This is a genomic window from Massilia sp. LC238 (assembly GCF_000735635.1).
Lineage (GTDB): Bacteria > Pseudomonadota > Gammaproteobacteria > Burkholderiales > Burkholderiaceae_D > Telluria > Telluria varians.
Genome location: NZ_JNNN01000078.1, coordinates 121,764 through 140,372 on the forward strand (window position 1 = coordinate 121,764; position 18,609 = coordinate 140,372).

Below are 18,609 nucleotides of genomic sequence, written 5' to 3' on the forward strand. Positions count from 1 at the left end.
GCTCCGCACATCTAAACCTCCACGACTTCGCCACCCAGGCGCGAAGCGAACGACAAGGAGAAGAAGATGAGACCGATCCGTACCTTCTGCGCGCTGTTGCTGTTCCTTGCTTCAAGCATGGCCGCCGCGACCAACTACACGCTGTGGATCAACGGCCGCGCCGGCGGCGCCGTGGGCGCCATCGGCAACTACAACGACTTCAGCTACTGGGGCCCGGCCACCACCCCGGCCGGCGTCAACAAGAAGGCCGTCAACTGGGACGGCCGCAGCAGCATCGCTTCGCAGAGCGGCACGGTACGCAACGCGCTCGACTGCTTCTGCACCGGCAGCAACTGGTGCTACATCGTTACCTACAGCGCCGGCGACCTGATGATGGGCTACACGCTGGCCAACTACGGCGGCACGCCGCGCTACAAGAAGAACGCCAGCCCGAACGCAAGCGGAGTATGCGGCAACAGCGACGGCGGCATGCAGACCGGCTGGAACATCCGCTGGGTGCGCGCCGCGGCCGGTGCAGCCGGCGGATCCGAGCTGTCCGACGCCGGTTCCTGGACCACCTCGGAGCCGCTGGTGCAGGACCTCAAGACCGCCACCGCGCGCGCCATGTACAACCACAACGACACGCGCAACATCTGGTTCTACATGTACGCGGGCGCCAGGGGCACGCTCTATTCGGGCCTGCTGCCGGGCCAGGACGACGAGGTCATCGCCTACCACAGCAGCGGCGGCGTGGCCGGCAGTTCGGGCCGCTCCCTGTGCAATCCGGGCGACTGGTTCTGCAACGACCTCACGCTCGGCACCGCCAACAACCAGGGCGGCAGCGCCAAGTGGAGCCATCACTCGGTGCTGTTCCGCGACGACGGCGAGGACTACAACCACTACATGGACGGCAACTGGGGCGGCGTGGTGAGCGTCGTGCGCAACGCCGTGGTGAACACGGCGCAGTAGCGCTTGTGCTGTTCGACTAACCGGGCGCAATGCGCTAGCATTGGCTTATTCGTGAAACAATTCATATAGCGGTGTCGACACGCATTTGATCTGAACCGGCTCGCCGCCGGCGCCCTTGTGGCGGTAAAGGCGCTACCCGTGGCGAGTTCGGCGGTGACGTTGAACACTGTCGCCAGATTTCACTTGGCGGGAGGCGGGAAAGTAACGCCTGTCAGTGACGAATACGGTCAGCAGGACGGTTCGGGGCAGGAAGAGGACGCTGCGGATGTGCGCTCGTTCTTGAAAGCAGAAGACAGTGAGACAAATCAGCATGAATGTGCGCCATGTCTGCTGTCGGGGTTGGAATGGGTCTCCGCTACGAGCCAATGCCCATCGAATCAACGGTCGGACCGACGGCGGAGCGGCCGCCAACTACAACGTTTGAAGTGGAGTCCAGTTCGGTGGTCTTCCGTGACGACAGCGAAGCCTACAACCACTACGCCAACGGCAACTGGGGCGGCATCGTGGGCGTCGTGCGCAGCGCCGTGGTGAACAGTGCCCTCTAGACCGACAACACGGCTGATCGGGCTGGGCGTGGCGGCTGCGCTTGTGTTCGCGCTTGCGCTCGCCCTCTGTTTCGGGCGCGGCGAGGAGGAAGCGGCGCCGCAGGCCGCCGCCAGCCCGCCGCCGCCCTCCGGCCGCCAGTTTTTCAGCCCGGTGCCGGAAAGCGGCCTGGCGGTCCCCAACGAGCGCGCCGAGCGGCGCCGCCAGCTGGTCGAGCAGGTCCAGCTGACCGACCACACCTATTGCAGCTACCTGGAGGGAAGCCAGTACCCGATGGACTCGCGCCCGGCCGCGCAGAACCCGGACCAGTTGCACCCGAACCAGCCCGTCACCGAGATGCACCCGATGCGCCACGAGGGCGGCGGCAACAGCGCCGGCGTGTTCCTGCAGACCTCGCAGTCGCGCGTCTACCTGGCGGCCGGCGAAGCAGCCGCCTTTTCGCTGCGTGCCGTGGATGCGCAGGGCGCCACCGTGCCGATCGTGATCACGCGCGGGCTGGCCCAGGGCATGACCTACGGCGGCAGCCGTCCGACGCCCCAGGTGGCGCTGTCCTTCGTCGACGACGGCAGCGGCGCCGACCCGGTGGCCGGAGACAATGCCTACGCGGGCGTCCTGGCCCCCGGCCAGACCGGCCTGGCGGGCTTCCACGGCACCATCCGCACCGAGGTGCGCTACACCGCTGGCGGGCGCAATGGCTTTGCCCTGTTCGACGTGATCTACACGCCGGTGCTGCCGGCCACCTGGACCGGCCAGGTGCGCGAAGCGGTCGAGAACGGTTCGCTCAGCTTCTACCTCGGCCTGGACGTGCGCCAGCCGGGCCGCTACATCGTCTCGGGCCGCGTCGACGATGCGCGCGGCGATCCCTTCGCCCTGGCAAGCTTCAACGAGGTGCTCGGCGTGGGCGCGCGCGAAGTCAAGCTGACCGTGTTCGGCAAGCTGATGACGGACGAGCGGCCGGCGCTGCCCCTGCGCTTGCGCGACGTCGACGGCTACCTGCTGCGCGAAAACGTCGACCCCGACCGCCTCTTGCTGCCGCGCCTGGAAGGGCAGGTGTTCGCCAGCCGCACCCAGACCATGAAGGGCGTGTCGGACGCCGAGTGGCAAAGCGAGGAGCGCTCGCGCTACCTGCTTGAGTATGCGAAGGACCGCAACGCGGCGCGGGAACAGCTGGCCGCCTTCGATCCGACAGCGCCGCTGCCGCCAAGTAGCTGTGTCCCGGCGCGCTGAGGATGTGCGACACTGGCGGGCCTGTACCCATCTGCCCGAGAGCCACGACCATGCTGTACGACCCCGCGCGCCACGAACCGCTGCAGCCGCATCCCTGGAACGAGGAGAAGGCGCGGGCCGCGATCGGCCACATCGTGGCGCGGGCCGAGACGGCGTATCGGGAGGGGCGCTACTGGCCGGTCCATCCGCTGGACCGCGAAGGAGAGGAGCCCGATCCGATCGAGACGCCCCTGTACCACGGCGCCGCCGGAGTGATCTGGGCGCTGCACTACCTGCAGGACTGCGGCGCGGCGCGGCTCGGGCGCGACTACCTGGACGGCTGGCAGGCGCTGCTGGCCGCCAACCGCGGGTGGCTGGCGGCGAACGCCCCCGGCGAACAGGCGTCCTGGCTGATGGGCGATACGCCGATCCTGATGATGGCCCTGGGGCGCGATCCAGGACTGCCGGACGAGCTGGCGCGGCTGCTGGACGCCAACCGACGGCATCCGGCGCGCGAACTGATGTGGGGCGCCCCCGGGACTCTGCTTGCCGCGCTGTTCCTGCATGCGCATACCAGCGAAGAACGCTGGGCCGAGCTGTTCCGGCAGACCGCGGACGGCTTGTGGACCCAGCTCCTGTGGTCGGACGAGCGCCAGTGCGCCTACTGGACCCAGGAGCTGTATAGGCGCACCAGCAGCTACCTGGATGCGGTGCATGGCTTCGTCGCGACCGCCGGCCCGCTGCTCAAGGGGCGCCACCTGCTTGGCGCCGCCTGGCAGGGGTGGCGCGACTGCATTGCCGCTACCATTAGCCGCACCGCGGTATGCGAAGCAGGGCAAGTCAACTGGCACCCGCAGCTGAGCGGCACGGAGCGGGAAAACGCCAAGAAGCTGCTGCAGTTCTGCCACGGTGCGCCCGGCTTCGTGATCAGCCTGGCCGGCTTTCCTGGTGACGAACTCGACGATCTCCTGCTTGCCGCCGGCGAGACCACCTGGGCCGCCGGTCCTTTGAACAAGGGCGCGAACCTGTGCCATGGCACTGCGGGGAACGGCTACGCCTTTCTCGTCCTCTACCAGCGCACGGGGGATTCGGTCTGGCTCGAACGGGCGCGCGCCTTTGCCATGCACGCCCTGCTGCAGTACGAGCGCGATGCGCGCGAGTACGGGCAGTTGCGGTATTCGCTGTGGACGGGCGACCTCGGCCTGGCGATCTACCTGTGGGACTGCATCGAGGCCAGGGCGCGTTTCCCGACGCTGAACGTGTTCTTCCGCCCGGCCTCGGCTTAACCCATCAGCAGGGGGAAGCGGTCGATGAAGCAGGCGACACCGACCATGCCGCACAGGATGCCGAAAGCGAACCAGCGTCCCAGCGATTTTTTCGGTGGAAGCTCGATCGCGGCCCAGCGCGGTGGCGAAGACTTTGGCATATGACGCATGATGGTCTCCAGAATGCGGCCCAGCGGGCGGGAACTGGAGTGTGCGCCTGACCCCGGCAATTGCATTGCTAGGGATCAATGGATTGTTCAGTCAGGTGTGCTGTTTTTTCACAGACCGGCCGCCAGCGTAAAATAGCGTCCTGACTGAAGATTTGGAAAGTAGAGCATGTCGATACAATGGTTCCCGGGGCACATGAATGCGGCCAAGAAGGAAGCCGCCGAGCAGATGGAGAACACCGACCTGGTGATCGAAGTCCTCGACGCCCGCCTGCCCGAGGCGAGCTGCAACCCGCTGGTGGAGGAACTGCGCAAGTTCCGCCAGCGTCCTTGCCTCAAGATCTTGAACAAGATCGACCTGGCCGACCCGGCGGCCACCGCGGCCTGGAAGGCCTATTACGATGCCCAGGAAGGCGTAACCGCCTATCCGATGACGACCAAGCGTCCGGCCGACGTCGCCCGCATCCCGGAGATCTGCCAGTCGCTGGCGCCGCACCGCGGCGTACCGACCAAGCCGCTGCGCATCATGATCATGGGGATCCCGAACGTCGGCAAGTCGACCCTGATGAACGCGCTGCTCAAGAAGCGGGTGGCCAAGGTGGGCGACGAGCCGGCCGTCACCAAGACCCAGCAGAAGCTCTACCTCGGCAAGCACATCGTGCTGGTCGATACCCCGGGCATGCTGTGGCCGAAGATCGCGCTGGCGAGCGACGGCCTGATGCTGGCCGCGAGCCATGCGGTCGGCTCGAACGCGCTGATCGAGGAGGAGGTCGCGGAGTTCCTGGCCAACCTGCTGCTCGAGCGCTACCCGCAGCTGCTCACGGCCCGGTACGGCTTCAAGACCGAGGGGCTGGACGGCATCGCCGTGATCGAGGGCGTGGCCCAGCGCCGCGGATTCCGCATGCGCGGCGGCGAGTTCGACTACGAAAAGGCGGCGCACGTGCTGCTGCACGACTACCGCACCGGGGCGCTGGGACGCATCAGCCTCGAGACGCCGGAAACCCGCGCCGCGGCGCTGGCGCGCCATGCCGAGGAGATGGCGGAGAAGGCCCGCATCGCCGAGGAAAAAGCGGCGCTGAAGGCGGAAGAGGCGATGCGCGGCAAGCGCGGGACCTGATCGCTTCTCAGCGTGCGCCGGCGCCCCTGGCCAGTTCCATCAGCCCGAACAGGCGCGCGCAGCGCATCCAGGCCAGCGCCAGCACCGCCAGCTGGGCCAGCAGCAGCCCGCCGAGGAAGCTGCCCGCGCCCAGCGCCGGGACATTCAGGCGCGCCACCGCCAGCGCGCCGGCCAGGAGCAGCCCAAGCGCCGTGATCGCGGCATACACGCCGACGACGGCAAACGGACGGCGCACGATCAGGCCCAGCCCGTCGCACCAGGCCAGCACCGCCGAGCTGCGGCGGCGGTCCAGCGCCAGCAGCGCGCGGCCGGCGTCGATCGTCGCATGGGCCAGCAGCACCAGCAGGGCGGCGATCAGCGAGGCCGCCAGGGCTGCATTGCTTGCGCTGGACTCGAGCACGGCGCCGGGCTGCTCGGCGACCGAGGCTCCCATGCCACCCAGGAAAACCGCCGCGCCGAGCGGCACGATGGCCCACAGCAGCATGCGCAGCAGGCGCCCGTACTCGCGCACGCCGCCGGCGGCCAGTGCCGCGAAGGCGAGCGGCGCCGGCGCGCGCGCGGCGCTGATGGCCGCGCCGGTCAGGAAGGGCGACAGCAGGAGCGTCATCGCGAGGGCCACGATGCCGCCCGCACTCACGGCCGAGGCGTGCTGGCTGTGCAGGCCGATCAGGTCCGCAATCGCCACCCCGTCGAGGCGCTGGGCCAGGGCCGTGGCGTGCACCGAGCGGTCGAAGGCGGCGCCCAGCATGGTCCAGAGGGGCAGGGCGGCAACCAGCGTCGGCAGCAGCATGGCCAGCAGCCAGAGCAGCAGGAGGCGCCATTGCAGGGCAGGGCGCAGGGCGGCGCCCAGTGAACGCAAGCCGGCATGGCCGCGTGACGCGGAAGTGTGCGGCGCCTGCGCGGGCGCCAGGGAAGCGGTCGTGGTCGTCATACGGTGGCGATGAAGGACAGGATGAGTTGGAAGAAGGCCGCCGCGTCGCTCGTCCAGCGGGTCGATGCGCTGCGCTTGGGGTCGATCGTGCGGCTGTCGTCGAGCTTGTTCACGTCGAGGTAGTGGCTGCGGCGCGGGTCGAGCTCGGCCGACACGGCGCGCGCCGGCCTGACCCAGGTGAAGGTGCGCCATTTCTCGTCAGGCGAAGTGGCGTGCCAGGCCACGGTCTCGCTGCTGCCGTCGGCGAAGCGCACCACCAGGGTCTGCGGCACGCTGGCGCCGTCGCGGCGCACGGTCACCCGGGTACGCCAGGGGAAGGGACCGCCCTGCCTGGCCTTCGGATTGGCCTTGCTCCAGTCGGCGCGCAGCCTGGCGATGCGCTCGTCCACCGCCGCCTGGCTGTCTTCGACGCGCTTGCCGTCCACCACGCGGGTGCCGGCCAGCGGCAGCTCTTCTTCGCTCGACAGCCTGGCCACCTTGTCGTCGATCCGCGCGGCCGCATAGACTTGCTGCGCAAAGACCTCTTCGACTGCGGCGCGCTCGCCGCTGCCGTCCGCCAGCGCCTCGCGCAGGTCGGCGATGCTCGGGTGGCGGAACTTCCAGCGCCGGTAGTATTCCTTGAAGCCGCGCTCCATGGCCTCGCTGCCGATGCGCTGCTCCAGGTCGCGCATCACGGTGGCGCTGCGGGTGTAGACCGGATCGATGCCCTGCAGGCGCTGCCAGGCGTTCTGGCCGGGCGCATCCAGCGGCCGCTCACGCGGGGCGAACAGGCGCATGGCGTCGAAGCCCTCGAATCCCGGATCGAAGCCGATTCGCTTCAGGAAGCCGGGGGCGGGATGGACCTGCTGTCCGCGGTCGCGCATCGCGCGGTTTTCCCAGTAGGCGGTCAGGCCTTCGTCGAGCATCGGCTCCTCGAACTCGTTGCTGGCCAGGATGCCCTGGAAGAAGTTGTGGCCGAGTTCGTGGATCGTCACGGCGTCCAGTTCATATTCCTGCAGCGATTTGGGCGGCACCGCGGCATGGCCGCACGCGGTGATGAAGGTCGGGTACTCCATGCCGCCGGCTTCCTGCGCGTTGTAGGGCGGGATCACGACGGTCAGCGTGCGGTAGGGGTAGGGGCCGAGCTTGCGCGAGAAATAGGCCAGCGAATCCTTGGCCGCCTTCATGACCGGCCTGGCGCTGGCCTCGTATTCCTGCGGGTACAGCACCTGCACGGTCACGATCGGGCTGCCGGGGCCGGTCCAGGTCTCCACCAGCGGCGGGGCGCTGCGCTTGTCCGCGGTCCAGGCGAAGTCGTGCACGTCGTGTTGCACGTAGCGGTGCGTCAGCAAGCCGTTCTTCTCGACGGGCGCACCCTGCAGCGCGCCAGTCGCGCCCACCGTATAGCCCTTCGGCACGGTCAGGCTCACGTCATAGCTGCCGAAATCGGCGTAGAACTCGGACTCCATGTGGAATTCGTGCGCATTCCAGCGTGGCGCGGTGGCGCCGCGCTCGCCCGGCAGTTCGAGCACCGCGATCTTCGGGAACCACTGGGCCACCAGGTGGAAGCTGCCGTAGTAGCCGGTGCGCGCGATCACGCGCGGCAGCTGGGTGGTGAAGGCCATGTCGAGCGTGGTCGAGGCGCCGGGGGCGACCGCCTCGGGCAGGTCGAGGCGCGCCACCGTGTGGTCGGTGGCCGGGCCGCCGTCCGGCTGGACGAAGCGCCATGGCACGGCGGCGCCGCCTTGAGTCACGCTGCGCAGCGCGATGTGGCCCCATTCGCCGTCGCCGATCTCGGCACCGCTGCGAAAAGCTTCGCCGCGCCGGCGCTGCTCGGTGAAAAAGCTGCTGCCTTCGCCTTCGAAGGCGTTCATGTAGAGGTGGATGTAGACGCTGCGCACCGGTACCGCGCTGCGGTTGCGCCAGGTGAGCTGCTGCTGGCCGGCGATCACGTGCTTGTCCGGGTCGAGCGTGGCGCTGATACGGTAGCTGGCCACGCGCTCGGACAGGGTCGCGTGGTCGCCGCTGCGGATGCCGCCCCAGGCATCCTGGCTGCTCGGCGCCGTGACGGCGGCGGCGTTCGGCGCGGCCAGCGCGATGCCGTCGAGCGAAGGCGTGGCCGCAGGCGGGGGCGCGTCGGCCTGGGCCAGCCAGGCGCCGGCGCCGCCGAAGGCCAGCAGAGCGGCGCATGCCAGCGCGCGCAGGCCTTGTCGCTTTCTTTGGATCTGCATGCAGGAGTCCCTTTCGTCGATGTTGTATTTATATGAGCACGACTATATCCAGAAGACCGATCGTTTTCTATGCTCAAGGGATGGATGGACGAAATACGGCGACGAAGTGCAGGAAAGCTTGTCAGGTTATAATCTCGCCGTTCTGGTGCCCGCGCATGCGCTCCGCATGTGCAGTTAAACGGGAAACACGAGGCAAAGGCGCTGCGCGCCCACGCCGAGGTGTGCTGCCCCCGCAACGGTCAACAAGCACCGCTTCGCATACGCGAAGCGGTAGGCTGCTCCAAACACCACTGTGCCGACAGGCATAGGAAGGTGGCGCAGTCCGTCTTGCGAGCCCGGATACCGGCCAGACAGGTGGAAGCGACCGCATGCGAGCAGCGTGGCGGCGCCTTCCGTTGAACGCCGGGCTTGCGGGGACGCAGGCCGGTGCCATTACCGAGAACATCCGAACATGAACTTTGCTGTCGTACCACGCAGCGCGCCGGCGGTGAAGCCGCTCGCGCTGGCTTGCGCCCTGTCCCTGTCCATCCTGGCCGCCAAGGCCGCCGCCCAGGACAGCCTGCCTTCGATCGTCATCACCGGCGCGCGCTTCCCGGCGCAGCCTGCCAGCGCGCCGATCGGCGCCACCGTGATCACGGCCGAGGACATCCGCCGTTCCGGCGCCGCCGACGTCAACGCGGCGATCCGCAAGGTCGGCGGCGTCTTCGGACGCCAGAGCCTGGACGCCTCGCCGGACTTCGCGCTCGACCTGCGCGGCTTCGGCTCGAACAGCGCCCAGAACCTGGTGATCCTGGTGGACGGCGTGCGCCTGAACGAGAACGAGCTGACCAATGCGGTGCTGTCGAGCATCCCGGTTGATACCGTCGAGCGCATCGAGATCCAGCGCGGCGGCAGCAGCGTGCTGTACGGCGAAGGCGCGACCGGCGGCGTGATCAACATCATCACGCGCCGCGCCGGCGCGAACGGCACCCACGGTTCGGTCTTCGCCGAAGCAGGGCGCTTCGACGCCCACGACCTGCGCGCCTCGATCACCCATGGCGCCGGCCCGCTTTCTTTTGATGTGGCGCTGGCCGACCGCGGCACCGACAACTACCGCGCCAACAGCGAGTTCAAGCAGAAGACCGCCAGCGGCGGCGTCCAGTACGCCTACGGCGCAGGCCGCGCCGGCCTGCGCTTCGAACATTCGGAGCAGGACGCGCGTTTCCCGGGTTCGCTCACCGAGGCCCAGTACCTGGCCAATCCGCGCCAGACCCTCACGCCGGATGATTTCGGCATCCTGGACACCGACCGCGTCAGCGCTTTCGTCGAGCACCGCGTCGGCAGCCTCGAGCTGGCCGCCGAACTCTCGCACCGCGAGCGCGAGGTCGCAGCCAGTTACTTCTACCCCGGCGGCGTCACCCGCGTCGCCTATGACGCCAGCCAGACCCAGTTCTCGCCGCGCCTGCGCCACACGGCCAGCCTGGGCGACAAGCGCAACGAGCTGGTGGCCGGCATCGACCTGATGCGCTGGGAGCGCCGGACCGAGTCCGATTTCTCGCGCGGCGACGCCGAGCAGGATTCGAAGGCCATCTACCTGCGCAACGAAGTCCTGTGGAACGCTCCCCACAATGCACGCCTGGCGATCGGCGGCCGCCACGAACGCTTCACCAAGGATTACTCCGACCCGCTGGCCTTCCCGCCGGTGCTGGGTGAGCACCGCAGGCAGTCGATCAACGCCTGGTCGCTGGAAGGCAGCGTCGACCCGATGCCGCAGCTGACCGTGTTCGCCAAGCTTGGCCGCAGCTATCGCATCGCCAACGTGGACGAGAACAGCCTGCGTTCGGGGCTTGAGGTGCTGGCGCCGCAGACCTCGCGCGACCTGGAGCTGGGCGTGACCGCCGGCGGCCCGGCGCGCCAACTGACTGCGCGCCTGTTCCGCCACCGCCTGACGGACGAGATCTTCTACGACCCGACCATCGGCTGGGGCGCCAACACCAACCTGGATCCGACCCGTCGCCAGGGCTTCGAGCTCGAAGCCCAGCAGGCCCTGACCCAGGACCTGCGCCTCTCCGCCAAGTGGCAGCGCGTGGACGCCGAGTTCACGGGCGGCCCGAACGCCGGCCGCGAGATGGTGCTGGTGCCGGAGAACGTCGTCACCGTGCGCGCCGCCTGGACCCCGGCCAGCGGTCACAGCGCCGACATCGGCGCCCAGTGGGTCGACAGCCAGCGCTACGGCAGCGACTTCACCAACAGCTGCGGCGCCCGCATCCCGTCGTACACCACCGTCGACGCGCGCTACGCCTACCGCATCAAGGGCTGGGAAGCGGCCATCAGCGCGCTCAACCTGGCCGACCGCCAGTACTACAGCAATGCCTTCGGCTGCCGCTCGGGCATCTATCCGAGCGACGGCCGCCAGCTGAAGCTGTCGCTGCGCTACGACTTCTGATGCGCGCCCCCCGACGCTTGAGCGCTGCGCTGCTGCTGTTCGCGGCGGCAGCCGGTGCGCAGGCCGCGCTGAGCGTGGTCGACGATGCCGGCCGCCGCGTCACCCTGCAGCAGCCGGCCCGGCGCGTCATCTCGATGGCGCCGCATGCCACCGAGCTGCTGTTCGCGGCCGGCGGCGGCGCGCGCGTGGTCGGGGCGATGAACTACAGCGATTATCCGGAAGCCGCGAAGAAGATCCCGCTGGTCGGCAGCAACAGCGTGATCGATATGGAGCGGGTGCTGGCCCTCAAACCCGAGCTGATCGTGGTCTGGCACACCGGGAACACGGCGCGCCAGATCGCCCAGCTCGAATCGCTGGGCGTGCAGGTCTTCCACAGCGAGCCGCGCACACTGGGGCAGGTGGCCGACAACATCGAGCGCCTGGGCCGGCTGCTGGGCACCGACGCGGCTGCCACGAGCGCGGCCGGGGCCTTGCGCGCCCGCCTGGCGGGCCTGCAAGCGCGCTACGCCCGGCGTCCGCCCGTGACGGTGTTCTACCAGATCTGGGACCAGCCGCTGTACACCCTCAACGACGCCCAGATCGCCAGCGACGCGATCCGGGTCTGCGGCGGACGCAACGTGTTCGGTACGCTCAAGGCCGTCGCGCCGGAGGTCGGCATCGAAGCGGTGCTGCAGGCCGACCCGGAGGCGATCATGGCCGGCAAGCGTCATGATCCTGCCAATCCCGGCCTCAAGCTGTGGGGGCCGTACAAGAGCATGACGGCGGTAAAGCGGGGCAACCTGTTGAGCGTGGATGGCGAATTGTTGACGCGGCCGGGGCCGCGCGTGATCGATGGCGCGGCCCGGCTGTGCGAGGCGCTGGAGGCGGTGCGGCAGCGCCGGCCGAAGTAAATCATTCCTCCGTTTCGCTCACGTTAATTCCGTAAGCAAATGCAAAATTCAGCCCTTCCTCAGAATGGCGGGCCGAAAAAGTGGTAATCTCCCGGCGTTTGCTCAATCTATTGTGGAAGGAAACCTATGCGTTCTCTGCGTTTTGCCCTCATCGCCGCCACCATGGTCGCCAGCACCGCGATCGCGTCGCCAGCCGACCCGAAGAACGGTGTCGACTACCAGACCCTGGCCGCGCCGCAACCGGTGCAGGCGACGGGCAAGAAGGTCGAGGTCATCGAATTCTTCGCGTACCATTGCCCGGCCTGCAACATGCTGGAACCGACGTTCAACCAGTGGATCAAGAAGCAGGGCGACAACATCGTCGCGCGCCGTATTCCGCTGCCTTTCCAGGGCCCGACCGATCCGGAAGCACGCCTGTTCCTGACCCTCGAAGCGATGGGCAAGCTCGACCAGTACCACCACCGCGTGTTCCAGGCCGTGCACGTGCAGCGCCAGCGCCTGACGAAGGATGACCAGATCATCGAGTGGGCGGTCAAGAACGGCCTCGACAAGGCCAAGTTCATGGAAACCTGGAACTCCTTCGGCGTGACCACCAAGCTGCGCCGCCTGAGCCAGATGTCGAGCGCCTACAAGGTGACCGGCACCCCGACCATCATCATCGACGGCAAGTACGTGGTGTCGCCGGGCCAGATCCAGGAAGCGAACAAGATCCAGGACGTCAACCAGCTGATGCAGGCGACCACCCAGGTCATGGACGCACTCGTCGCAAGGGCAGCCAAATCCAAATGAGCAAAGACGTCGAACGCGAAGTCCTCAAGATGTACGATGGGTCCCGGCCCAACGAGGACGACCTGTTTGAGACCAGCTATGTGAACCACATCGCGTGGTCGGTGGCGGTGCTCTGCACGGGCATCGCCATCTGGCTCGGCATTGCCCTCGTCAATGCCGAGAACCAGCGCCATGCCCTGATGACGAATATGTGCCCCGATCCGCTCTTCAAGGGCGGCATCGACAAGGCATGTCTCGTGACCGTGCGTTCGCGCGACCACTGGTGGGAGCACCTGTGGTACGGCGTCACGCATGTGAGCGGACAGTACGACGAGCACGTCTCGCGTTATCCCTCCCGGCGCACGACCGAACGCTGAGCCCTAAGTGCTCAGCGCCTTTCTTTCTTCCAGCGACAGCACCTGCGGCGGCTTCAGCGGCTCGCTCGTGCCCGCGCGGAAGAAGGGATTCTCCCGGTAGCCGCCGCCAAGGCGCGCCTTCATCAGCATCGTCCCGATCTTGCACACGGCCCAGGCCGTGCCCAGGGCGCTCGACTGCACGGGCCCCTTGGCCGATCTCGTTTCGACCCGGCAGCGCAGGGCCCCGAGCTGCCGATCGAGTTCCTCGTCGGGCGCATCCAGGCAGGCCCGCACCAGGCCCAGGTAGGAGGTGCGCGGGTCGCGCGGCGTGTTGCCGATCGGCGTGCGGCAGCAGCCGGTGTACCAGCGGTACAGCCCCTTGGGGCTCAGCGACATGCAGGCCAGGTGCTCGAGGCCTTCGTCGAAGCGCACGGCGGCGGGCAGGGTGGCGGCCACCTCGGTGCCGCCGAGCGGGTCGAGCACGGGGGGAGCCAGGAAGCGGCCATAGGCCTGGCAGTCCTTGCAGTAGCAGACGGCGCGCGCGGCCACGCGCCGGGCGTCGACCTGGCCGCGCAGCTTGCCGCAGCGGCAGCGTAATGCGAGCCTCATAAGGGGCCTCCCTGGACAATCATCGTGTCATGCCGAACAGTTATCATGGTTTTTCCATGGTGGCAAGCGCCGGCGCCGGCGGCGCCTTGCGTTTCGACTGCAGGACGATGGTGTTGCGTCCGCCGCCCGGACGGTCCTCGCCCGTGCTGGTATTCCGCAGGGTGAACTCCTCGGTGCGGCTGTCGTAGGAGATGAATTCGCCCTCGGCCTCTTCGGTCTGGACACCGTCCAGCGTGCGCCGCACCTTCGCCTTCGACATCAGTTTCACCATGGCCGAGCGATCGTCGTACTCGACGCGCTCGGCTTCGCCTTCCATCCAGCGTTCGCCGGGGCCGTCCGCCTTTTGGCGGAAGCGCACCTTGTTGCCGGGCTGCGCCTGCAGCAGGATGCGCTGGTAGCCGGCCGGCGACTCCTCGAAGCGCCCGCCGTCGGCACTGATCGTCAAGCTGCCGCGATTGACTTCCACCCCACCCGCCAGCGTGAACGTGCCGGTCAGGCTGTTGGCATCGCAGGAGCGGCAGGTGATCTGCGTCGGTTTGTAGGCATCGGCCTTTTCGGCCGCCGCCTGGCCCGCTGCAAGCAGCAGCAGGGCGGGAAGAATGCATCGTTTCATGGCGTGTCCCGTGTGGTGTTGTCCTGTTCCCGCATCAAGCGGGCAGCTTGATCACGAAGCGCGCCCCGCCCAGCGGCGCGCCGTCCGCATGCAGGCTGCCGCCGTGCAGCGCCACCGCCTTGCGCGCGATCGACAGGCCGAGGCCGAAGCCGCCGGTCGCGCGGTCGCGGCTGCGGTCGAGCCGGTAGAAGGGGTCGAACACCTTGTCGCGTTCCTCGACCGGGATGCCGGGCCCGTCGTCGTCGACCGTGATCTCGACGCCGCCCTCGGCGCGCGCCGCCGACAACAGGATGCGGCCGGCCGCATATTTCTGGGCGTTGCGCAGCAGGTTGCAGACGGCGCGCGCCAGCAGGCGGCGGTCGAGCGCGAGCTCGCCCAGGTCCTCGGGAAGAAGGCAGTCGAGGGTATGCGGCGAAGGCGGCAACATCTCGAGGCATTCGCGCAGCAGCGCGTCCAGCCGGGCCGGCTCGATCTGCAGCTTGCGTGTGCTGTCGAGCTTGCTCATGTCGAGCAGTTCGTTCACCAGGGAATTCAGTTCGCGCAAGTCGCCTTCCATCGCCCTGACACGCTTGCTCAGGTCGGGGTCCCTGGCGCGCGCGTCCAGCAGTTCGAGGCCGAATTCGAGCCGCGCGATCGGCGTGCGCAGTTCGTGCGACACCGAGTGCAGCAGGCTTTTCTGCGCTTCCAGCAGGTCTTCGATGCGGTCGGCCATGTGGTTGATGCGTTCGGCCAGCGGATAGATCGAGGCCGAGGGCTTCATCTGCGAACGCGCGGTCAGCTTGCCGCTGCCGAATTCGTCCGCCATGCGCGACAGCGACTGCAAGCCCTGCCAGTGCGAGCGCGACCACAGCGCGATCGGCACCAGCAGCGCGATGGCCACGATCACGTAGCGCAGCGCTTCCATCTTGAGCGCCTGCCCGATGTCCACCGGCAGGTCCTGCGCATGCAGCACTTCCTCGTGGCTGCCGATGTAGCGTTCGCCGTCGAGGTCGACGCGGCGGTAGAAGCTGCGATTGGTCGGATCGAGCACCAGTTCGCCGCGGTCGAGCAGCGCGCGCCGGCCGGCGGGCAGGGCGCTGCGTGCCTGCGCCAGCGGAATCAGGTCGTAGCGCACGTCCGACACGATGCGCACGTTGTTCAGGCGCGCCAGCCATTCGTCGCTTGGGGCCTGGTCGATATATTGTTCGAGCAGGAAGATCTGGGCAGCCGCCTGGCGGCGTGCGATGTCCTCGAGCGGATCCCCGAACAGCCGGCTGAAGGCGAAGTAAATCACGAAGGTGGCTGCCGTGATCGACAGCATGACCAGCACGAAGAAACGGAAGAATATCCGGTTCACGTGCCCATCCTGCATGACTCGCAGTTACGAATTGCTGCCAAACACATAGTATCTCCTTGGCAGCATTGTATAGGAGCAAACGTCTCTTAGGAATCTCCCTGCTGGCGCTTCCAAGCTTACAAATTGCAGACAATTCCTCGACAGTTCGAGGGGGAATGCGAGGCCGGGGATGCCTATGATGCTCAACATCAGGTCAAGGATTATCTGGTTTTCCGTTTGCCCGCCTGATATGCGAGTGTCGGCGGGTTTTTTTATTCTTAAGGTAACGATCGGTGGAGAAGAAGAAAATGAGGGAGTTGGGACGCACTCTGATCAACGCCGCCGCCGTTCTCGGCATGGGCGTGGCTTTGGCAGCCTGTGGCGGTGGCGGTGAAGGCACTGCCGTCATGAGGAACCAGACGGCAGGGCAGGGCATTGCCGTCGGCGAGCCGAATGGCGGCGTTCCGGTCGTTTCCGAGTACATCAAGATGGCCCAGGAAGCATCCTGCGCATCGACCCGCAACCAGCTGTATGTCGTCGACGGCAAGTACGTGCTGTGGGACCGTGCCGGCAACTGCGCCGACAATTCCCATAGCCAGACCCTGATGGGCGCCAATCCGCAGGCCGTGCTGTGCACTTCCGGTGACACGATTGCCGGTCCGCGTACCAGCTGCAGCGACGAGAGCGTGCGTGCCCTGTTCGACACCATGCTGAAGAACCTCGACAAGGCCGACCTGGGCCTGGGCGCCGGCCACAAGGTCGAGCCGGTCAGCTTCCTGCCCAAGTCGGGCACCCCGGTCGCCTTCAAGACCATCGTCAGCGAGAGCTTCTCGAACATCGAGACGGCGCGCGAAGTCGTGATCAAGGACGCGGCCGCCTGGTCGGCACTGTGGGCCGAACACAGCAAGACCCGCATCGCGGCGCCGGAAGTCGATTTCTCGCGCAACATGCTGGTCGCTATATTCCACGGCAACAACCCACCTTGCGGGCGCTTCGACGTGGTGTACGCCGGCTCGAAGGACGGCAAGCTGCTGGTCGAATACGAAGTCCGCGACATGTCGCCGGTCGCGCTGTGCCCGGCGGTTGTCACCCAGCCGATGCGCGTGGTCGCGCTACCGAAGGTCGATGCGCCGGGCGTCGCTACGCCGGTCGAGATCCGCAAGATCGTCAACGACTATGTCAACTTCACCACGGTCGAGCCGCATGTGCGCACCGCCATCCTCGAGCAGCGCAATGTCGTGGTGCGCGACGAGGCGGCCTGGGCCAGCCTGTGGGCCGAACATGCCGGCAGCGAGCACGCCTTGCCGAAGGTCGATTTCAAGGAGCAGATGGTGATCGGCGTGTTCCGCGGTCCCAAGCCGAGCACCTGCCACGGCGGCGGCGTCGGAAGCGTTGCCTTCCAGGACGGCAGGCTGCAGGTGGGCGTGGTCGACAGCGTCCCCGGGCCCGGCGTCTTCTGCGGCATGATGATCATCCACCCGGCGCACCTGGTCATCGTCAAGCGCAGCGAGGCGCCGGTGGAATTCGTGACAGAAACTCGTACCAACCAGTAACAATGCGTGAGAGTTCGGCTTGCCCGACGTAAAATGTTGGATTGCCGAACTCTCCCGATTGTGAAAGACATGAACAAGCTTTTCGCCCTGGTTCTGGCTGTCTCGGGCGGCGCCGCAAGCGCACAGACGCCGACCACCAACCCGATGCCCGACGGCAGCCGCGATATGTATGCGGGGCTGGGCCTCGTGTCGGCGCCGCGGTACGAGGGGGCGGACAGCAGGAAGCTCAGGGCATTGCCGGTGCTTCAGGTCCAATGGAGCAACGGCATCTTCATTTCCGGCATGAGCGCAGGGGTGCACCTGTCCGCCAGCCCGGTCGTCGAAGTCGGCCCGCTGCTGGCCATCCATCCGCGCCGCACCGAATCGGGCACCGGCAGCGGCGTCGGCGGCGTCGATGCCTTTGCCGCGATGCTGCCGTCGACCGAGCGCACGATGAAGGGCGCCAATCCGCTCGTCGGCATGGACGAGGTCAAGGCGCGCCTCGAGGCCGGCGCTTTCTTCAACTACTACCTGTCGCCGCAATGGCGCCTGACCAGCAGCGTACTGGCCGGCGCCGGCAACGACCGCAACGGCGTGCGCGGCGAGTTCGGCATCCAGCGCCTGGCAATGCAGCTGGCCCCGCACCACACGCTGTCGCTGTCGGCCGGCCTTGGCGTCGCCAACCGCGCCTACCAGCAGAGCTATTTCGGCGTCAGCGCCGAACAGGCCATGCGCAGCGGCAATCCCTATTACCGCCCCGACGGCGGCCTGAAGGACCTGCGCATCGGCGCGCGCTGGAACTGGGCGCTGTCGCCTTCCTGGATGCTGACATCGAGCGTGCAGGGAACGCGCCTGATGGGCGACGCCCGCCGCAGCCCGCTCGTCGAGCGGCCCAGCAACGTGACGGTTTCGACCGCCTTCGCCTACCGGTTCTGATGATGCGATTCGCACACGCCACCGCATGCGTACTGCTCCTGAGCTCGGCCAGCCTGGCCGCGGCGCAGGCGCTCGCGCCCGCGTCGGAGTGGGCGAGCTATCGCGACGCCTACCGCAGCCTGGTCGTGTTCGAAAAATACGGCGGCCCCAAGAGCCTGCTGCAGAACCACCTGCAGCTGCTGCCGCGCGAGAAGGGTGTATTGGGCGAGGGCCTGCAGCTGGTCCTGGCGGGCAAGACCGTGCAGACCAGCCTGGCGCTCGACGCCCTCGGCCGCGGCGTCCTGCCGCTGGTAAAAGCCGCCTACGACGAAAACGCCGTGCTGGCGCCGAACCGCAAGATCGGCCCCTTCAGCCTGCGCGCGCGGGTGACGATCACGCCGCGGGCTGACAACGTCTACGACACCGACGAGCTGCGCGCCGCCTGCGCCCAGGCGCTGGGCTATGCCCGCCACGTCGATGCCTCGGCACGCTCGCGCCAGTGCGCGGGGGTGCGCATGGTGTTTCCGAAGAAGGGCGTGGAGGCCTCGGTCAAGCTGCGCCGTCCGGACGGGGAGCAGGCGCTGCCGCTCACGCCTGGCGCGGCCTTCAGCGGCGACCCGGATGCCGACTTCCCGGCCGTGAACTATCGCTTCGGCGCCGAGCGGGCGCAGCTGATTACCTACAGTGCGCCGCTGGCGATCGTGCCTTTATTCGAATAACAGGTTTTCGTAGGGTGGGCGGGTTCCCCGCCCACGCGTTCAGCTAGAGCCGGCACTGTCGCGGCGTTTGCGCTGACAAC

18 protein-coding genes and 1 riboswitch are annotated in these 18,609 nt (G+C 67.6%); of the genes, 12 read left to right on the forward strand and 6 right to left on the reverse strand.

Annotation, left to right across the window (positions count from 1 at the left end; all coding sequences use genetic code 11):
* The first annotated feature begins 66 nt into the window (after positions 1-66).
* From FG94_RS21855 to FG94_RS21865, 4 genes are all read left to right on the forward strand, one after another.
* Complete coding sequence (locus tag FG94_RS21855) at positions 67-948, forward strand: hypothetical protein (protein WP_051996993.1); 882 nt, start codon at positions 67-69, stop codon at positions 946-948.
* Positions 949-1,313: 365 nt separating this feature from the next.
* Positions 1,314-1,493, forward strand: a complete 180-nt coding sequence (locus tag FG94_RS27980; protein WP_152571080.1) for a hypothetical protein — start codon at positions 1,314-1,316, stop codon at positions 1,491-1,493.
* A 28-nt stretch (positions 1,494-1,521) separates the two neighbouring features.
* The gene (locus FG94_RS21860; RefSeq protein ID WP_229446026.1) at positions 1,522-2,718 is read left to right on the forward strand and encodes a hypothetical protein; all 1,197 of its coding nucleotides are present in this window, start codon (positions 1,522-1,524) and stop codon (positions 2,716-2,718) included.
* Between the two features lie 50 nt (positions 2,719-2,768).
* The gene (locus tag FG94_RS21865; protein ID WP_036216140.1) at positions 2,769-3,983 is read left to right on the forward strand and encodes a LanC-like protein; all 1,215 of its coding nucleotides are present in this window, start codon (positions 2,769-2,771) and stop codon (positions 3,981-3,983) included.
* Here the strand turns inward: FG94_RS21865 and FG94_RS27735 are convergent.
* Positions 3,980-4,132, reverse strand: a complete 153-nt coding sequence (locus tag FG94_RS27735) for a hypothetical protein (protein ID WP_156923556.1) — start codon at positions 4,130-4,132, stop codon at positions 3,980-3,982. The genes FG94_RS21865 and FG94_RS27735 overlap by 4 nt on opposite strands.
* A 166-nt stretch (positions 4,133-4,298) precedes the next feature.
* Here FG94_RS27735 and ylqF point away from each other — a divergent pair, with 166 nt between their 5' ends.
* Positions 4,299-5,246, forward strand: a complete 948-nt coding sequence (ylqF, locus tag FG94_RS21870; RefSeq protein WP_081926129.1) for a ribosome biogenesis GTPase YlqF — start codon at positions 4,299-4,301, stop codon at positions 5,244-5,246.
* A 7-nt stretch (positions 5,247-5,253) separates the two neighbouring features.
* Here ylqF and FG94_RS21875 read toward each other — a convergent pair whose 3' ends face one another.
* The gene (locus tag FG94_RS21875; protein ID WP_051996994.1) at positions 5,254-6,177 is read right to left on the reverse strand and encodes a hypothetical protein; all 924 of its coding nucleotides are present in this window, start codon (positions 6,175-6,177) and stop codon (positions 5,254-5,256) included.
* Positions 6,174-8,387: a M1 family metallopeptidase gene (locus FG94_RS21880; protein ID WP_036216145.1), complete on the reverse strand. Its 2,214-nt coding sequence runs from the start codon at positions 8,385-8,387 to the stop codon at positions 6,174-6,176. Before FG94_RS21880 ends, FG94_RS21875 begins: the two co-directional genes overlap by 4 nt.
* A 126-nt stretch (positions 8,388-8,513) precedes the next feature.
* A riboswitch (cobalamin riboswitch) is annotated at positions 8,514-8,753 on the forward strand.
* A gap of 85 nt (positions 8,754-8,838) precedes the next feature.
* Between FG94_RS21880 and FG94_RS21890 the strand changes: the two genes are divergently transcribed.
* The 4 genes from FG94_RS21890 (at position 8,839) to FG94_RS21905 (ending at position 12,847) form a co-directional block, all read left to right on the forward strand.
* The gene (locus tag FG94_RS21890) at positions 8,839-10,812 is read left to right on the forward strand and encodes a TonB-dependent receptor (protein ID WP_036216151.1); all 1,974 of its coding nucleotides are present in this window, start codon (positions 8,839-8,841) and stop codon (positions 10,810-10,812) included.
* Positions 10,812-11,702 (forward strand): cobalamin-binding protein, encoded by an 891-nt coding sequence (locus tag FG94_RS21895; RefSeq protein ID WP_036216154.1) that lies wholly within the window; start codon positions 10,812-10,814, stop codon positions 11,700-11,702. Before FG94_RS21890 ends, FG94_RS21895 begins: the two co-directional genes overlap by 1 nt.
* A gap of 126 nt (positions 11,703-11,828) precedes the next feature.
* Positions 11,829-12,491: a thiol:disulfide interchange protein DsbA/DsbL gene (locus FG94_RS21900; RefSeq protein ID WP_036216157.1), complete on the forward strand. Its 663-nt coding sequence runs from the start codon at positions 11,829-11,831 to the stop codon at positions 12,489-12,491.
* Positions 12,488-12,847, forward strand: coding sequence for a hypothetical protein (locus FG94_RS21905; RefSeq protein ID WP_036216160.1), 360 nt, complete (start codon positions 12,488-12,490; stop codon positions 12,845-12,847). Before FG94_RS21900 ends, FG94_RS21905 begins: the two co-directional genes overlap by 4 nt.
* Positions 12,848-12,850: 3 nt before the next feature.
* On the opposite strand, the gene FG94_RS21910 is transcribed toward FG94_RS21905, so the two are convergent.
* The 3 genes from FG94_RS21910 to FG94_RS21920 are packed head-to-tail and all read right to left on the reverse strand — an operon-like array spanning position 12,851 to position 15,384.
* Positions 12,851-13,435, reverse strand: coding sequence for a DUF6151 family protein (locus FG94_RS21910; protein ID WP_036216162.1), 585 nt, complete (start codon positions 13,433-13,435; stop codon positions 12,851-12,853).
* Between the two features lie 43 nt (positions 13,436-13,478).
* Positions 13,479-14,048: an LptA/OstA family protein gene (locus FG94_RS21915; RefSeq protein WP_036216164.1), complete on the reverse strand. Its 570-nt coding sequence runs from the start codon at positions 14,046-14,048 to the stop codon at positions 13,479-13,481.
* 34 nt (positions 14,049-14,082) lie between these two features.
* Positions 14,083-15,384, reverse strand: coding sequence for an ATP-binding protein (locus FG94_RS21920; RefSeq protein WP_036216540.1), 1,302 nt, complete (start codon positions 15,382-15,384; stop codon positions 14,083-14,085).
* Positions 15,385-15,770: 386 nt separating this feature from the next.
* Between FG94_RS21920 and FG94_RS21925 the strand changes: the two genes are divergently transcribed.
* The 3 genes from FG94_RS21925 to FG94_RS21935 all read left to right on the forward strand — a co-directional run bounded on the left by FG94_RS21925 (position 15,771) and on the right by FG94_RS21935 (position 18,529).
* Entirely contained in the window at positions 15,771-16,916 is a 1,146-nt protein-coding gene (locus FG94_RS21925; RefSeq protein WP_036216167.1) for a hypothetical protein, read from the forward strand.
* Between the two features lie 69 nt (positions 16,917-16,985).
* Complete coding sequence (locus tag FG94_RS21930) at positions 16,986-17,831, forward strand: MipA/OmpV family protein (protein ID WP_036216170.1); 846 nt, start codon at positions 16,986-16,988, stop codon at positions 17,829-17,831.
* Positions 17,831-18,529 (forward strand): hypothetical protein, encoded by a 699-nt coding sequence (locus FG94_RS21935; protein WP_036216172.1) that lies wholly within the window; start codon positions 17,831-17,833, stop codon positions 18,527-18,529. The genes FG94_RS21930 and FG94_RS21935 overlap by 1 nt, the downstream gene beginning before the upstream one ends.
* The last annotated feature ends 80 nt before the right edge of the window (positions 18,530-18,609 follow it).

What these genes read in the sequence shown, in the direction of transcription:
- FG94_RS21855 (WP_051996993.1), top strand. Translation starts at nt 67, where the DNA reads ATGAGACCGATCCGTACCTTCTGCGCGCTGTTGCTGTTCCTTGCTTCA.
- FG94_RS27980 (WP_152571080.1), top strand. Translation starts at nt 1,314, where the DNA reads ATGCCCATCGAATCAACGGTCGGACCGACGGCGGAGCGGCCGCCAACT.
- FG94_RS21865 (WP_036216140.1), top strand. Translation starts at nt 2,769, where the DNA reads ATGCTGTACGACCCCGCGCGCCACGAACCGCTGCAGCCGCATCCCTGG.
- FG94_RS27735 (WP_156923556.1), bottom strand. Translation starts at nt 4,132, where the DNA reads ATGCGTCATATGCCAAAGTCTTCGCCACCGCGCTGGGCCGCGATCGAG.
- ylqF (WP_081926129.1), top strand. Translation starts at nt 4,299, where the DNA reads ATGTCGATACAATGGTTCCCGGGGCACATGAATGCGGCCAAGAAGGAA.
- FG94_RS21875 (WP_051996994.1), bottom strand. Translation starts at nt 6,177, where the DNA reads ATGACGACCACGACCGCTTCCCTGGCGCCCGCGCAGGCGCCGCACACT.
- FG94_RS21880 (WP_036216145.1), bottom strand. Translation starts at nt 8,387, where the DNA reads ATGCAGATCCAAAGAAAGCGACAAGGCCTGCGCGCGCTGGCATGCGCC.
- FG94_RS21890 (WP_036216151.1), top strand. Translation starts at nt 8,839, where the DNA reads ATGAACTTTGCTGTCGTACCACGCAGCGCGCCGGCGGTGAAGCCGCTC.
- FG94_RS21895 (WP_036216154.1), top strand. Translation starts at nt 10,812, where the DNA reads ATGCGCGCCCCCCGACGCTTGAGCGCTGCGCTGCTGCTGTTCGCGGCG.
- FG94_RS21900 (WP_036216157.1), top strand. Translation starts at nt 11,829, where the DNA reads ATGCGTTCTCTGCGTTTTGCCCTCATCGCCGCCACCATGGTCGCCAGC.
- FG94_RS21905 (WP_036216160.1), top strand. Translation starts at nt 12,488, where the DNA reads ATGAGCAAAGACGTCGAACGCGAAGTCCTCAAGATGTACGATGGGTCC.
- FG94_RS21910 (WP_036216162.1), bottom strand. Translation starts at nt 13,435, where the DNA reads ATGAGGCTCGCATTACGCTGCCGCTGCGGCAAGCTGCGCGGCCAGGTC.
- FG94_RS21915 (WP_036216164.1), bottom strand. Translation starts at nt 14,048, where the DNA reads ATGAAACGATGCATTCTTCCCGCCCTGCTGCTGCTTGCAGCGGGCCAG.
- FG94_RS21925 (WP_036216167.1), top strand. Translation starts at nt 15,771, where the DNA reads ATGAGGAACCAGACGGCAGGGCAGGGCATTGCCGTCGGCGAGCCGAAT.
- FG94_RS21930 (WP_036216170.1), top strand. Translation starts at nt 16,986, where the DNA reads ATGAACAAGCTTTTCGCCCTGGTTCTGGCTGTCTCGGGCGGCGCCGCA.
- FG94_RS21935 (WP_036216172.1), top strand. Translation starts at nt 17,831, where the DNA reads ATGATGCGATTCGCACACGCCACCGCATGCGTACTGCTCCTGAGCTCG.